Origin of the sequence: Mesorhizobium muleiense, from assembly GCF_900099905.1 — a bacterium.
GTDB classification, from domain to species: Bacteria; Pseudomonadota; Alphaproteobacteria; order Rhizobiales; family Rhizobiaceae; genus Mesorhizobium; species Mesorhizobium muleiense.
Genome location: NZ_FNEE01000002.1, coordinates 609116 through 621870, shown reverse-complemented (window position 1 = coordinate 621870; position 12755 = coordinate 609116). Strand labels below are relative to the sequence as shown.

The window sequence follows — 12755 nt, the reverse complement described above, 5'->3', positions numbered from 1 at the left end:
GACTCATCAATTCGCCTGCGCGATGGCGGCTGCCGGGCCCGCCAGCCACTGCCTGACGATTTCAGCATCCCGGTCGCCGATTTCATGGCCGGAGCCGATGGTGTGGGCCTCGACCGCGGCGCCATGCGATTCGAACAATGCGACCAACGCCGGCGCGAAGGGCGCGTAGGTCAGGTCATCTGCGCCGGCGATGATCAGCACGCGCGCTTTGGACAGATCGGCCGGGGGCACGTCGTCGAGCACCGCCATCGGGCGCAGCAACGCTGCCCGTTCGATGCGGCCGGAATGCAAAAGCATCACGCTCGAAACCAGATTGGCGCCGTTTGAATAGCCGAGGAAACTCGTCCGGGCGAGATCGAGACCGTGGCGCTTCGCGGCCGCGGTGATGAAGCCGGCGAAAGCGTCGGCCTCGGTGCGGATACTGTCCTGTTCGAAGCGCGTCGGCGTGATCCGCGCGAACCAGCGGAAACCGTCCTCCTGGGCGATACGGCCACGCACCGTCACCAGCACGGCGCGCGGTGCGGTTTGCCGCGCCAGCGCCACCAGCGTCGTCTCTTCGACGCCGGATCCGTGCAGCAGGAAAAGGCATTCGCCGCTTGCATCCACGGGCCGGTAAAGTCGGTAGAAAAACGGCAGCTCGCGCCGCAAAAAGCCGTCTTCCGGAGGTTTTTCGGCCATATTGCATCCTTTTGATTTCGTGTGGTTTTTATTCATTTGCCGGCTTCAAAACGGAATATTTTCGAGCTCCTTCAAAGTTGATTGAACCGGGCGCATTTCAGTCCGTTTGTTTGCCGATACGCTCCTGCGGGAGGAATCGAAGCGGTGCGTCCGGCGGTCGCATCGATCGCGGCATGAACAACCAGCTTTGAGGCCTTTTATCGATGACCATGCCAATTTCACCGGATCGCGGGCCGCGTATCCCGGATCGCGGGCCGCGTATCCCGGATCGCGATACGCGCATCGATGTGTTCCGCGCTCTCGCTCTGCTGATCATATTCGTCGATCATGTCCCGGGCACGGTTTTCGAAACCCTGACCTACAAGAATTTCGGCTTTTCGGATGCCGCCGAGGCCTTCGTGCTGATCTCCGGCATGTCCGTCGCGCTCGCCTACGGCGCAAAAATCCAGTCCGGAGACCGGCTCCTGGCGACACTGAAATTGTGGCGCCGCGCCGGAGTGCTCTATGTCGCCCACATCGTCACGACGATGGCGGTGCTGGCCATCTTCTGCGCGGCGGCGATGTTCGCGAAGCGGCCGGACATGCTGACCCTGATCAACATCGAGCCATTGATCAGGGACCCGCAACATGTGCTGATCGGCATCGTCACGCTTGGCCATCAGCTTGGCTACAACAATATCCTGCCGGTCTATGCGGTGCTGCTGCTGATGGCGCCAACCTTCCTGCTGTTCATCAGCTACCAGCCTTTCACGGCGCTCACCCTGTCCGGAACTCTGTGGCTGGTTGCCGGGATCTACCAGATCGCCCCGCCGAATTACCCTGAGCCCGGCTTTTGGTTCCTCAATCCGCTGTCGTGGCAGTTCCTCTTCAACATCGGCCTGGCGAGCATGCTGCACATCAGGCGCGGCGGCGCCATTCCGGTCAATCGCTGGCTGGTCGGCGCGTCGGCGGTCTATGTCGCGATGGCGTTGGTCTGGGTGCACAGCCCGCTATGGGGGCACGTGTCGTGGCTGAACCTGCCCGTGGTGCTGACCGGCTTCGACAAGACCTTCCTGTCGCTGCCGAGGCTGCTGCACATCCTGGCGGTGAGCTATCTGATCGTGGCGTTTCCTTCTGTCTCCAACCTGTTCCGCGCCAGCCGCGATCATCCGCTCGCCATATTGGGCAAGCGATCGCTGCCGGTTTTCATCGCCGGCACGCTGATCGCCATGGCGGCGCAGGTGATGAAGCTGATCAACCCGGGCGGATTTGCCTATGACGGCCTGCTGATCGCCGCCGGCATCGCCATCCAGTTCGCGCTCGCCTATTATCTCGAATGGCTGTCTTCTGTTGGCGGCAACAGCAAGCCGGTCCGCAGCCAGGCGCCGCCGATCCATGCGTCCTTCGGCGTGGGGACCATGGCGACTAGCAACCCCTAGAGATTTTTGCAGCCGAGTGGAATCACTTGGCGTCACAGAAATGCGGCTAAAACAAATAGATAGAGCGGGATCCCAAGTTCAATTCGAATGCATCCCGCCCTAGTCCGGATAGTAATCGGGACAAAAATGGCGGGGAGGCAGCGGTGCCGGATCGGTCGCGCTACGGTCGCGCTGGCTGTGGGTGACGAGCCCAAAGGTCCGGGCCCTGACCGAGGCTTGTACCCGCGGGGGGTCACCTCGCGCTCCCTGCGGGCGGGGCAAGAACACTGGCCAGGCGCAGGAAACCGCGCCACGCATTAAATTAATTTGACGACCGGGCTCAGGCTGCCTTGGGCGGCGGTCCCGAAGATGCCCTGACGACAAGCTCGACGCCAAGCGTCTCGCGCCGCACCGTGCCGTCGAAATCGAGGATCGTTCGCGCTGCCCGGCGGCCGATCTCGGCGATTGGCTGCGCGACCGTGGTCAGCGGAGGATCGCAAAGTGCGGCGTCAGGCACGCCGTCGAAGCCGACGACGGAGACGTCGCCGGGAACCGCAATGCCACGCGCGGCCAACCATTCGATCGCGACCATGGCGATCCGGTCCGACATCGCCAGGATGGCGGTCGGCTGCGCTGCCGAGGCGAAGATCGTTTCGAGGCCGGCCCTTGTGCTGGCTTCGTCGTTTTCGGTCTCGTATACCGGGATCCCGGCGGTATCGACGCCATACCGGGAAAACGCCTCGAAATAGCCGACGAGGCGATCGCGCGTGCCGGTGTAAAGGGCCGTCCGGACCTTCTCCGGCGAGACAAGGCCGGTGCTGCCGTCGGCGAAGGGCAGCGCCAGCACGGCAAAGCGCCGATGGCCAAGCTCGGCGAGATGCTGCGCCGCCAGGCGGGCGCCGGCGACATTGTCGACGCCGATTGCCGAAACGGTGTCGTCGTCGAAGCCGAGTTCAAGCGCGACAAAGGGGAGTTTGCGTTCGCGCGTCAGTTCGACAAGCCGTGAACCGCCCTCGATGCAGAACAGGATGAAGCCGTCGACCAGCGCGCTCTGGATGTTCCAGGCAAGTTTTTCCTGGTTGCCGGCCGATACCAGCGCTATTCCCGCGCCGGTGGCGTCACAGGCCTCGGAAATGCCGGCCATCATCGCGCGGGCAAAGGGATCATCGAAGAAATAGGACAGCGGCTCGGTCGTGGCGACGCCGATCGCGTTGACCTTGCCGGCGCGCAGCAGCCGGCCCTTGGGGTCGGGCCCGGCATAGCCCATCGCCTCGGCCGCCGCCTTGACCCGTTCGCGGACTTCCTCGCGCACTATTTCGGGACGGCTGAAGACGTTGGAGGCGGTGCCGTGCGAAACCCCGGCGGCCTTGGCGATGTCGGCCAGCCGGATGGGTCTTGTATTGCTTTCGCTGGATGATGCCATTTTTCTGCTCCAGCCTGCTGTCTAGCACCTTTGTTGGATCGATTCAAATTTTGCTTGACATCAGAGTGATCCAAGCCTAGTTTTGAATCGATCCAATTGGGTGTCGTCATTGGATCGATTCAGCAAGGAGCGAGCCATGCACCCCGTCAACTATCTGTTCGAAGACGTCTATCGCAACGACTGGAGCATAATTTCGAAGCCGGTGACCCGGACGCGTCGCGGCAGCGCCGGCCCGTGGATCCGCGATCTGCGTTTTCTCGTGGAGCGCAAGCGGAGCTGATCGGCAGCGCTTTTTCATGCCTGTCGATTGGATCGATTCAAATCTCAAATCGAAAAGGAAACCAAGCCATGCACCCGATCAATCATCTGTTCGAAGAGATCTATCGCAATTATTGGGGCATCTCGCCGGCCATCGACAGGCCGGAGCGGCGGCGCCTGGCCAAGCCGGCGGCACGCAATCGCGACCTGCCGGTCCGGCCAGAGCGCCGGCAAGAGTGGCCATCGTCTGACTGACCTTTGGCGGAAACCGAATCCGGCCGCCTCAGGAGCGCGGGCGCTTCAGCGCCGAGGCCGCAACCGCCAGCCAACCGGCAATGAGCAAGGTGCCGCCGATCGGCGCCGACATCGAAAAAAGCCGCGAGCCGAGGAAGTCGCGGGCGAGCAGGTCGCCGCAGAACAAGACAAGCCCGACGAGAAGAATAAGGCTTGCGGTACGCATGATCCGGTTTGCGCCGACGAGCCCGACGGCCAGGAAGACCGGTGCATGCATGAGCAGGAACGACGCGACCGTGCCGACGAAAGCGCCGCCCAGATGTGCCGCCGCGGCAAAAAGCGCCACACCGGCCGCGCCGCACAGACCGCCGACGAAAACGAGGATGCGGCCGATGCCGCTTGCTGGGTGGTCGGCTGTGCTCATGTCTTGGACTCCGTGAAGTGGCCCGCAAACCGTGTCAGGATTTGCCCGCCTGCACCAGCATGTCGCGTGCGCGGCGCGACTGGACCAGCCAATTATACGCCGCTCCGCCCGCCATCAGCACGGATGTGCCGAGAAACACCGCGCGCATGCCGAAATGACCGCCGACGAAGCCGCCGAGCAGCGGCCCGGCAACCTGTCCGACATACTGCGCCGAGATCGACAGACCGAGCACATTGCCGCCGACGCCGTCCGGGACATTATGGCGGATGACGCTGGTGATGCAGGGCAGGAGGCCGCCAAGCGCCAGTCCCATCAGGAAACGCAGGCCGACGAGCTGCCAGCCCTGGGTGACGAAAGCCTGCGGGATCAGCAGCAGCGCCGAAACGGCAAGCGCCGCGATGATAACGTTCCAGTGACCGACGCGGTCGGCGAGCTTGCCGAGACGCGAGGCCGACAGGATGGCGCCAAGTGCTGCCGCCGACATGACCACGCCGGACATCAGCGTGACCCGGCTTTGGTCCTCGATGATCTGTTGCACATAGACCGCGATGATCGGCTCGATCGACATGGTGGCGAAGCTCAGCAGCATGCCGGTCACCAGCATCGCGACGACCGGGCGCTTGTCCGAGATTTGCGACCAGCCGCCTTTCGGCTTCTCGGTCGATGCCGATTTGTCGGTTTCCGGGCGAGGGTCCTCCTTGATGAGAAAAGTAGTTGCCAGGAACGCCAGGAAAATGACGCCGCCGGCGAGCAGGAAGGTGGCGCGGATGCCGATCAAGGGCGGCAGCGCGCCGCCGAGCAAGGGACCGACGAGAGCGCCGCCGGTGATGCCGGCCGACAGCACGCCGAGCGCCCAGCCCGACCGTTCCTTCGGCGTCTGCATGGCGACGAGAATGGTCGAGCCCGAGGAATAGCCACCGGCGAAACCGATCAGCAGGCGTAGCAGCACCAATTGCCAGACGGTCTCCACCATGCCGGTCAGCGACATGCAGACGGCCATGCCGAAACTGGCGCGCACCAGCATCAGCTTGCGGCCGTAGCGGTCGCCAAGCCGTCCCCACAGCGGCGCGACCAGCGCGGCGGCGAAGAAGGTCGCGCCATAGGCGACGCCGGACCATTGCACAACAGCCGCGTGGCCCTCGGCGCCCAGCTGCTCGACGTAAAGCGGCAGGAAGGGCAACAGCAGAGTCATGGCGACAAGCGTGCTGAACGAGCCGGCAAAGCACACGGCGAGATTGCGGCGCCAATGGATATTGTGGGCGCCTTGGGTGGCAGCGGTGGAGTCTTGCGGCATGTCTGTCCTGTCCGGCAGCCTCTCGACGGCATCATTGCACAAGAACTGGCGCGGCCTGCCTGCCAGGGGATTAGTCAGCGTCGCGAGGTGATTGCGGTGGCAACCACTTTCGCACTCGCTTCGCGAGCGGCGATGGCGTAAGAGCGGCGATGGAAAACAACCGATTTGAAACACCCGTGACCGTCAAGGGCGCGGCGGGAACCACTCAGCTCTTGCGCACGGCCCGCGAGGCTTCCGACTACCTCCTCAACAACTGGCCCGGCAAGCGCAGTCCAAAGCATCGCGAAGCGCTACAGGCCTGCCATGATGCGCTGGCCGGCGACAAACCGGCAATGATCGCAAGGCGTGCCTTCATCGCCGCCGCCCGCGAAGTGAACGTTTTCGTCAGCGACAAGGCGCCGGTCTGAAGACGCAGCGAAATCTGATCTGATCCGCCGCGCGGGCCGGTTGCGCTTTTACTAAGGGGCAATCGCTTTAGCTTGCGCTGCCCCTCTTGCCCTGCCCGTCCTCCGCAGCAGCTGCGGAGGGTGGACCGGGCATTTCTCACCGGACGGGAGAAAGCGGCCTGCACTAAGGGTTTCGCCAATCTCCGGCGTTGCAGAAAGCGCGCCAAAGTTGCGGCCAGTTCCCTTCTCGCCGTCACTAGGAAGCGATTGCCCTGCAGTTTACTCTGCGGTTTCCGTTTCGGTCTCGGACGTGGTCTCGTCTTCCGGCTTCGAACGTTCCTTGGCTGCAACCTTGGCCGCTTGCTTTTCCGCCTTCTTGGCAGCCTTCTGCCGGTCGCGTTCCTTGCGTTCCTGGCCGTAATTCGGTGCTCGCGCCATATCTCTTCCTTTCACAATCCCAAAGGTTCTTAGCCCTGCCTAGGAGCATTGGGCTGCAAACACAACACCGCAAAGAGCGATCGGCTCCATGGACAGCCAGGCAGGCCGGCTGAACACGGTTCCGTGGCTTGCAAGATAGCCGGCACAATGGTGTAGGAGGGACCGGGGGGCAAATCACAAGCCGATTTTTCACCAAGTGACCGATGGCCACCCTTCAAAGAAACGCACAGAAGCTATTCTACTATGCGCGCAATGCCGTGCGCGATATCGCACCGCAGGCGCTGTTCCGCCGCAGGCTCGCCGGGTTGCTCGATCAGGCCAGGCTTTCGGACGGATCGGTCCGGGCGCGTCTCAACTGCTACAACAGATTGCAGGACGCTTTCGCGCCGAGCGGCGGGGCCGTGCCGGTCAGCCGGCTACCGAGAGGCCGGAGCATGTATTACTACGATCTGAAGGAATTTACCCGCTACTTCGATCCCGATTTGCGCATCGATCTCGAATTCGGCGACGTCGTCGACGTGCCTGCGATGCCGTCGATCGTCAAGGATCGGCCGATCGCCGGCGACAACAGCAACGGGGTGCTGTTCAAGCTCAACAAGTTCCGCCACTTCCACATGCCCGCCGACGATGTAGCCTTCGCGGACAAGCTTCCGGTTGCGGTGTGGCGCGGCGAGCTCAACAACCCGATAAGGACCTTGCTTCTGGAGGTTGCGCGCGATTTGCCCTTTTGCGATGTCGGAACGCCCAAACCGACGGCAGCGCCGGAATATCGCAAGTCTTATCTGAGCATCGACCAGCAGCGGCGCTGTCGCTACATCATTTCGCTCGAAGGCAACGATGTGGCGACCAACTTGAAATGGGTCATGAGTTCGAATTCGCTGTGCCTGATGCCACCGCCGACATATGAGACATGGTTCGCCGAAAGCGAACTCGTGGCTGGTGTTCACTATGTGCCGCTCGAAGCCGATTTCACGGATCTTGCCGAGCGGGTGCAATATCTCGAACGGCATCCGACTGAGGCCGAACGCATCGTTGCCGCCGCCAACGCCTATTGCCGCAAGTTCGCCGACGAGCGGGCCGAGCAGGCGATCTGCTTGCTCGTGCTCTACAAATATTTCGTGCTCAGCGGCCAGATCGAGCCTGATCCCGAGGTCTGGCGTTTTATTTCAGGCTAGGCCCGCGGCGACTTCGACCTGATCCGGATCGTTGTCAGATGTCCTCCCGGTCAAGAACCAGATCGGCCGGACCAAACCGGTCTTTTGCCGTGAATTGCTGGTGCCAATAGGGGTAGAGAACGGGCGGGCGGCTCACAGCGTCGAGGCGTGCGCGCTCATCGCTGGTCAGCACCAGGCCGGCTGCGGCGATATTGTCCTTGAACTGCGCTTCGGTCCGTCCGCCGATCACCAGCGAACTGACCGCGGGCCGGCCGAGCAGCCAGGCAAGCGCCACCTGCGCCGCCGAAACGCCATGGTTCTCGCCGATATGGGCAAGCACGTCGACGATCCGCCACAGCCGATCCTCGTCGCGGATCGGCGGTTCGGTCCAGCCGCTGATCTGGCGGGCGGTGGCCTGGTCGCGGTGGTATTTGCCGGACAGCAGTCCACCGGCGAGCGGGCTCCATACCAGCACGCCAAGCCCCTGGTCGACCGAGATCGGCAGCAGTTCGTATTCGGCTTCGCGCGCTTCCAGCGTGTAGTGGATCTGCTGGGTGACGAAGCGCGGCTGGTGCTGGCGGTCGCTGATCCCCAGCGCCTTCATCACTTGCCAGCCGGAATAGTTGGAGCAGCCGACATAGCGGATCTTGCCCTGGCTGACGAGCGTGTCGAGCGCGGCGATGGTCTCTTCGAGCGGCGTCGTGCCGTCCCATTCGTGCAGGAAATAGATGTCGATGACGTCGGTCCTGAGGCGCTTCAGGCTCTTCTCGCACTCGCGGATCAGATGATAGCGCGACAGGCCCTCATCGTTGGGACCGTCGCCGATCCGCATGCGCGCCTTGGAGGCGATCAGCACATCGCCCTTGCGTTTGCCGCCGAGCGCTTCGCCGATGATCTCTTCCGAAAGCCCGTTCGAATAGACATTGGCGGTGTCGATGAGATTGATGCCGGCATCGATGCAGAGGTCGATCATCCGGCGTGCCTCGTCGAGATCGGTCTTGCCGACCGCCGAAAATGCGCCAGCGCCGCCAAAAGTCATGGTGCCCATGGTCAGCGTCGAAACCTTCAGCCCGGAACGGCCGAGTGTGCGGTATTCCATGTCAGATCCTCGCGATAGCGTTGAAAAGGGTGCTTTGAAGGTTGCTCGGGGAAACCTGGCATTTGTAGGACAATTCGAGCCGCTTGTCGTGCGTGCCAGGCAGGCTGATCGATCACATCTCGCGGAGTTGGGCGACCGGCGTGCGGGCCGGCTGCAATAAAACCGTCATTGCGGGCCTATATGCAAGTCGGCTCAAGGTGTCCGATCTCGGCCGGCAGGCCGAGGCCGACGCGGGCGTGCACGCGGAGCAGCATAAATGACCGAAGCAAAACAGAATTCTCCCGCCAGGGACTGGCTGGAAGCGGAACTCGCCGACACGCTCGACGAGGACTACGAGCTGGAGATGTCGGAACCGGCGCTGTCGCTGGAAATCGCCAAGATCTACAAGAACGCGCATCCGCCCTCGATGGATCGCCTGCAATATTTTCGCGACCTGATCACGCTGCAATCCGAATTGATCAAGCTGCAGTCCTGGGTGGCTTACACCAGGAAGAAGCTGGTGGTGGTTTTCGAGGGCCGCGATTCGGCCGGCAAGGGGGGCGTCATCAAGCGCATCACCCAGCGGCTCAATCCGCGCATCTGCCGCGTCGTCGCACTTCCGGCGCCGACCGAGCGCGAGAAATCGCAATGGTATTTTCAGCGCTACGTGCCGCATCTGCCGGCAGGCGGCGAGATCGTGCTGTTCGACCGCTCCTGGTATAACCGCTCCGGCGTCGAACGTGTGATGGGCTTCGCCGAGCCGGACCAGGTCGAGGAGTTTTTTCGCGACGTGCCGGAGTTCGAGCGCATGCTGGTCCGCTCCGGCATCACCCTGGTCAAATACTGGTTCTCCATCACCGACGAGGAGCAGCAGATGCGCTTTCAGATGCGCATCCATGATCCGATGAAGCAGTGGAAGCTGTCGCCGATGGACCTGCAGTCGCGCGTGCGCTGGGAACAGTATACCAAGGCCAAGGAAGAGACCTTCGCCCGCACCAACATTCCCGAAGCCCCCTGGTTCATCGTCGAGGGCAACGACAAGAAGCGGGCGCGGCTGAACTGCATCGATCATCTCCTCAAGCAGATGCCTTATGAGGAAGTGCCGCACGAAGAGATCACGCTGCCCGATCGCGTCTTCAATCCAGAATACGAGCGCCAGGTGCTGCCGCGCGAGCTGTATGTTCCGGAGAAGTATTGAGGAGCGCGCCTCTTCCTTCTCCCCTTGTGGGAGAAGGTGGATCGGCGCGCAGCGCCGAGACGGAAGAGGGTGTTGGAAGAAATGAGGCGCTGGTGATCCTGGCGCTGTGCGCCAAGCTGGAACACCCCTCATCCGACCGAGCTTCGCTCGGCCACCTTCTCCCACAAGGGGAGAAGGGGGAACTTAACCAGGCTCACGCCCGCTCGATGGTGACATGCATGGCATTCGGCGTGCCCACCTGCTCGCTGCAGCGGTAGCCGAGTTTGACCATGTCGATGCCGGCAAAAAGGTTCTCGCCTGAGCCGAGCAGCATCGGCGATATCGCCAGATGCATGTCGTCGATGAGCTTTTCCCTCAGATATTGCCGGATCGTGGCGACGCCGCCGCCGAGCCGGACATCCTTGCCGTCTGCCGCGGCTTTCGCCTTTTCCAGCGCCGAGTGAATGCCGTCGGTCACGAAATAGAAGGTCGTGCCGCCCTCCATGACGATAGGATCCCGCGGATGGTGGGTGAGCACGAAGACCGGCACATGGTAGGGCGGATTGTCTCCCCACCAGCCCTTCCAGGTGTCATCGGGCCAAGCGCCGCGGATCGGCCCGAACATGTTGCGGCCCATGATCCACGCGCCGATGTTTTCGAAGCTGCGCGTGGCGAACGCGTCGTCGGTATCCGTGGTCCCGTCATCTTCGCCGGACATGTTGCGGAAGCTTCGGGTGCCGAACATCCATGTGTGCAGGGCTTCCCCGCCGACGCCCAGCGGCTCTTTCAGGTCCTGGTCGGGACCGGCGCCGAAGCCGTCGATAGATACGGTGAAAGCGTTGACGCGAAGCTTTGACATGAGGACCTCCCTCTAATCCAGTTGTGAAATGCAAGCAGTTGTTTCTATCTAGACCGATTGCGTTTTGCAAGCGGTATTTCGCTGCCGAGCAGAAAGCGGCTCGTTTGGCTCGCAAAGAAGGGGTAGTTGCAGCAGCTACTTGCGCCGCGACGCCTCGAGTATGCGCTCGACAGCTAGGCGGAGCGGCGACAGACTGTCTGTCACTACGGTCCAGACGATGGCGTCGGAAGTCTTGTGGTATTCGTGACGCAAAACGTTGCCAATTCCACGAATCTGTTTCCAGGGAATTTCTGGAGCAAGAGCGAGCAAATCGTCCGGGATGTGCCGGGTGGCTTCGGAGATAATCTCGATGCCGCGCTCCACGCCATGACGAAGCAGCCAGTCGTCACGAAAGTCGTCCAGAGTCTTGCCGGCGGTGGCAGTGCTGATGCCATCCAAAGCCGCCATGATCTCGGCCAGGATAGGCTCGATCCGGCGGACGGCCATCAGAATACGCGCACGGCCGATCGTTCGATCTCGGCCTTCAACATGGGATGAAGGCTGTCACGCGTGGTGATGTCGATTTCCGTTGACATCTTCTCTTCCAGAAATTGCTTGATCCCGACCAGGTCGATCAGAGAAAAGCGCCGCGCCGGGTCATAGTCGATGAACAGATCAAGATCGCTGTCCGGCTGGGCATCGTCCCGCGCTGCCGACCCGAACAGATACAGCGAAGTCGCGCCCATGCCTTTGATGGCATCTGCGTTTCTCTGCAACCGTTCGATGACCTCGTTCCTGCTCATGGGTCCATTCTAGCGGATTGCAGCAGAATCCCAAAACGATGCTTACCCCCTCAGCATCGCCGCCACTTCAGGCGCGAAATAGGTGAGAATGCCGTCGCAGCCGGCGCGCTTGAAGGCGAGCAGCGATTCCAGCATCGCCTTGTCGCCGTCGATCCAGCCATTGGCGGCGGCCGCCTTGATCATCGAATATTCGCCCGACACCTGATAGGCGAAGGTCGGCATCCGGAATTCGTCCTTCAGCCTGCGGATGATGTCGAGATAGGGCAGGCCGGGCTTGACCATCAGCATGTCGGCGCCCTCGGCGAGGTCCTGCTCGGCCTCGCGCACGGCCTCGTCGGAATTGGCATGGTCGAGATAGTAGGTCTTCTTATCGCCCTTGAGCAGGCCGGCGGTGCCGACCGCCTCGCGATAGGGTCCGTAAAAGGCGGAGGCGAATTTCGTCGCGTAGGACATGATCGCCACATCCTGAAAACCATTGGCGTCGAGCGCATCGCGGATGGCGCCGATGCGGCCGTCCATCATGTCGGAAGGGGCAATGATATCGGCGCCGGCAGAAGCCTGGATGACGGCAGCCGCCGTCACCTGCTCCACGGTCTGGTCGTTGACGATGATGCCGTCACGCAAGATGCCGTCGTGGCCGTGCGAGGTGAAGGGGTCGAGCGCCGCATCGGTGATGATGCCGATCTCGGGCACTGCGCGCTTGATGGCGCGCGTGGCGCGGTTGATGACGTTTTCCGGATCGAGGATGTGCGAGCCGGTCTGGTCGCGCAGGCCGAGTTCGACATTGGGGAAGGTGGCGATCGCCGGAATGCCGAGCTTTGCCGCGCGCTCGGCCTCCTTGACGGCAAGGTCGAGCGACAGGCGGAAGACACCAGGCATGGCGGCGATCGGTTCGCGGATATTGTTCCCATCGACGACGAAGATCGGCCAAATCAGATCGTCGACGGAGAGCCGGTTCTCCTGCACGAGGCGGCGCGACCAGTCGGCCTTGCGCATGCGGCGCAAACGGCGACTGCCGGTGATCTCGTCGACGCTGCGCGCGCCGGCAGGCTTTGCTGGGGTGAATTTGTTCATCGCCAAAACTCCGGATTGGCGGCTTTTAACACGAGCCTCCGCCGCTGACCAATGCGGCACGATAGTGCCAGGCACAAGCTGGATACCGGTATACGAGTT

At 62.3% G+C, this 12755-nt stretch carries 16 protein-coding genes; 6 read left to right on the top strand and 10 right to left on the bottom strand.

What is annotated here, in order from left to right:
- Positions 1–6: 6 nt before the first annotated feature.
- A complete protein-coding gene (locus tag BLT09_RS07040) occupies positions 7–678 on the bottom strand; it encodes an alpha/beta hydrolase (protein WP_091591855.1) in 672 nt (223 codons plus the stop codon).
- Positions 679–881: 203 nt separating this feature from the next.
- Here BLT09_RS07040 and BLT09_RS07035 point away from each other — a divergent pair, with 203 nt between their 5' ends.
- Positions 882–2096, top strand: a complete 1215-nt coding sequence (locus BLT09_RS07035) for an OpgC family protein (protein WP_091591597.1) — start codon at positions 882–884, stop codon at positions 2094–2096.
- Positions 2097–2415: 319 nt separating this feature from the next.
- Here the strand turns inward: BLT09_RS07035 and BLT09_RS07030 are convergent, their stop codons facing one another.
- Positions 2416–3498, bottom strand: coding sequence for a LacI family DNA-binding transcriptional regulator (locus BLT09_RS07030; RefSeq protein WP_023798425.1), 1083 nt, complete (start codon positions 3496–3498; stop codon positions 2416–2418).
- A gap of 136 nt (positions 3499–3634) precedes the next feature.
- On the opposite strand from BLT09_RS07030, the gene BLT09_RS34220 reads away from it, so the two are divergent.
- Both BLT09_RS34220 and BLT09_RS34215 read left to right on the top strand, forming a co-directional pair.
- A complete protein-coding gene (locus tag BLT09_RS34220; RefSeq protein ID WP_091591595.1) occupies positions 3635–3778 on the top strand; it encodes a hypothetical protein in 144 nt (47 codons plus the stop codon).
- 68 nt (positions 3779–3846) lie between these two features.
- On the top strand, positions 3847–4011 hold the full coding sequence (locus BLT09_RS34215; protein ID WP_091591593.1) for a hypothetical protein: 165 nt from the start codon (positions 3847–3849) through the stop codon (positions 4009–4011).
- A 28-nt stretch (positions 4012–4039) separates the two neighbouring features.
- Here the strand turns inward: BLT09_RS34215 and BLT09_RS07015 are convergent, their stop codons facing one another.
- Together BLT09_RS07015 and BLT09_RS07010 are read right to left on the bottom strand one after the other, a co-directional pair.
- Positions 4040–4414 (bottom strand): DUF423 domain-containing protein, encoded by a 375-nt coding sequence (locus BLT09_RS07015; RefSeq protein ID WP_091591591.1) that lies wholly within the window; start codon positions 4412–4414, stop codon positions 4040–4042.
- Positions 4415–4448: 34 nt separating this feature from the next.
- Complete coding sequence (locus BLT09_RS07010; protein ID WP_091591854.1) at positions 4449–5708, bottom strand: multidrug efflux MFS transporter; 1260 nt, start codon at positions 5706–5708, stop codon at positions 4449–4451.
- Between the two features lie 149 nt (positions 5709–5857).
- Here BLT09_RS07010 and BLT09_RS07005 point away from each other — a divergent pair, with 149 nt between their 5' ends.
- Positions 5858–6115 carry a DUF982 domain-containing protein gene (locus BLT09_RS07005; RefSeq protein ID WP_023798420.1) on the top strand — a complete coding sequence of 86 codons (258 nt, stop codon included), beginning with the start codon at positions 5858–5860 and terminating at the stop codon, positions 6113–6115.
- 258 nt (positions 6116–6373) lie between these two features.
- On the opposite strand, the gene BLT09_RS07000 is transcribed toward BLT09_RS07005, so the two are convergent.
- Positions 6374–6532: a hypothetical protein gene (locus BLT09_RS07000; RefSeq protein WP_023798419.1), complete on the bottom strand. Its 159-nt coding sequence runs from the start codon at positions 6530–6532 to the stop codon at positions 6374–6376.
- A 203-nt stretch (positions 6533–6735) separates the two neighbouring features.
- Here BLT09_RS07000 and BLT09_RS06995 point away from each other — a divergent pair, with 203 nt between their 5' ends.
- Positions 6736–7707: a glycosyl transferase family 90 gene (locus tag BLT09_RS06995; RefSeq protein WP_091591589.1), complete on the top strand. Its 972-nt coding sequence runs from the start codon at positions 6736–6738 to the stop codon at positions 7705–7707.
- A gap of 34 nt (positions 7708–7741) precedes the next feature.
- Here the strand turns inward: BLT09_RS06995 and BLT09_RS06990 are convergent, their stop codons facing one another.
- A complete protein-coding gene (locus tag BLT09_RS06990; RefSeq protein ID WP_091591588.1) occupies positions 7742–8785 on the bottom strand; it encodes an aldo/keto reductase in 1044 nt (347 codons plus the stop codon).
- Positions 8786–9041: 256 nt separating this feature from the next.
- Between BLT09_RS06990 and ppk2 the strand changes: the two genes are divergently transcribed.
- Positions 9042–9962 carry a polyphosphate kinase 2 gene (ppk2, locus tag BLT09_RS06985; protein WP_091591586.1) on the top strand — a complete coding sequence of 307 codons (921 nt, stop codon included), beginning with the start codon at positions 9042–9044 and terminating at the stop codon, positions 9960–9962.
- A 193-nt stretch (positions 9963–10155) separates the two neighbouring features.
- Here the strand turns inward: ppk2 and BLT09_RS06980 are convergent, their stop codons facing one another.
- The 4 genes from BLT09_RS06980 to hemB all read right to left on the bottom strand — a co-directional run bounded on the left by BLT09_RS06980 (position 10156) and on the right by hemB (position 12656).
- Positions 10156–10800: a dihydrofolate reductase family protein gene (locus tag BLT09_RS06980; RefSeq protein ID WP_091591584.1), complete on the bottom strand. Its 645-nt coding sequence runs from the start codon at positions 10798–10800 to the stop codon at positions 10156–10158.
- A gap of 135 nt (positions 10801–10935) precedes the next feature.
- Positions 10936–11286: a HepT-like ribonuclease domain-containing protein gene (locus BLT09_RS06975; RefSeq protein ID WP_091591583.1), complete on the bottom strand. Its 351-nt coding sequence runs from the start codon at positions 11284–11286 to the stop codon at positions 10936–10938.
- Positions 11286–11582 (bottom strand): nucleotidyltransferase family protein, encoded by a 297-nt coding sequence (locus BLT09_RS06970; RefSeq protein WP_091591582.1) that lies wholly within the window; start codon positions 11580–11582, stop codon positions 11286–11288. The genes BLT09_RS06975 and BLT09_RS06970 overlap by 1 nt, the downstream gene beginning before the upstream one ends.
- 42 nt (positions 11583–11624) lie before the next feature.
- Positions 11625–12656: a porphobilinogen synthase gene (gene hemB / locus BLT09_RS06965; RefSeq protein WP_091591580.1), complete on the bottom strand. Its 1032-nt coding sequence runs from the start codon at positions 12654–12656 to the stop codon at positions 11625–11627.
- Positions 12657–12755: the final 99 nt, after the last annotated feature.

Excerpts from the sequence above, each read along its gene's own strand:
- BLT09_RS07040 (WP_091591855.1), bottom strand. The coding sequence starts at position 678 with ATGGCCGAAAAACCTCCGGAAGACGGCTTTTTGCGGCGCGAGCTGCCG.
- BLT09_RS07035 (WP_091591597.1), top strand. The coding sequence starts at position 882 with ATGACCATGCCAATTTCACCGGATCGCGGGCCGCGTATCCCGGATCGC.
- BLT09_RS07030 (WP_023798425.1), bottom strand. The coding sequence starts at position 3,498 with ATGGCATCATCCAGCGAAAGCAATACAAGACCCATCCGGCTGGCCGAC.
- BLT09_RS34220 (WP_091591595.1), top strand. The coding sequence starts at position 3,635 with ATGCACCCCGTCAACTATCTGTTCGAAGACGTCTATCGCAACGACTGG.
- BLT09_RS34215 (WP_091591593.1), top strand. The coding sequence starts at position 3,847 with ATGCACCCGATCAATCATCTGTTCGAAGAGATCTATCGCAATTATTGG.
- BLT09_RS07015 (WP_091591591.1), bottom strand. The coding sequence starts at position 4,414 with ATGAGCACAGCCGACCACCCAGCAAGCGGCATCGGCCGCATCCTCGTT.
- BLT09_RS07010 (WP_091591854.1), bottom strand. The coding sequence starts at position 5,708 with ATGCCGCAAGACTCCACCGCTGCCACCCAAGGCGCCCACAATATCCAT.
- BLT09_RS07005 (WP_023798420.1), top strand. The coding sequence starts at position 5,858 with ATGGAAAACAACCGATTTGAAACACCCGTGACCGTCAAGGGCGCGGCG.
- BLT09_RS07000 (WP_023798419.1), bottom strand. The coding sequence starts at position 6,532 with ATGGCGCGAGCACCGAATTACGGCCAGGAACGCAAGGAACGCGACCGG.
- BLT09_RS06995 (WP_091591589.1), top strand. The coding sequence starts at position 6,736 with ATGGCCACCCTTCAAAGAAACGCACAGAAGCTATTCTACTATGCGCGC.
- BLT09_RS06990 (WP_091591588.1), bottom strand. The coding sequence starts at position 8,785 with ATGGAATACCGCACACTCGGCCGTTCCGGGCTGAAGGTTTCGACGCTG.
- ppk2 (WP_091591586.1), top strand. The coding sequence starts at position 9,042 with ATGACCGAAGCAAAACAGAATTCTCCCGCCAGGGACTGGCTGGAAGCG.
- BLT09_RS06980 (WP_091591584.1), bottom strand. The coding sequence starts at position 10,800 with ATGTCAAAGCTTCGCGTCAACGCTTTCACCGTATCTATCGACGGCTTC.
- BLT09_RS06975 (WP_091591583.1), bottom strand. The coding sequence starts at position 11,286 with ATGGCCGTCCGCCGGATCGAGCCTATCCTGGCCGAGATCATGGCGGCT.
- BLT09_RS06970 (WP_091591582.1), bottom strand. The coding sequence starts at position 11,582 with ATGAGCAGGAACGAGGTCATCGAACGGTTGCAGAGAAACGCAGATGCC.
- hemB (WP_091591580.1), bottom strand. The coding sequence starts at position 12,656 with ATGAACAAATTCACCCCAGCAAAGCCTGCCGGCGCGCGCAGCGTCGAC.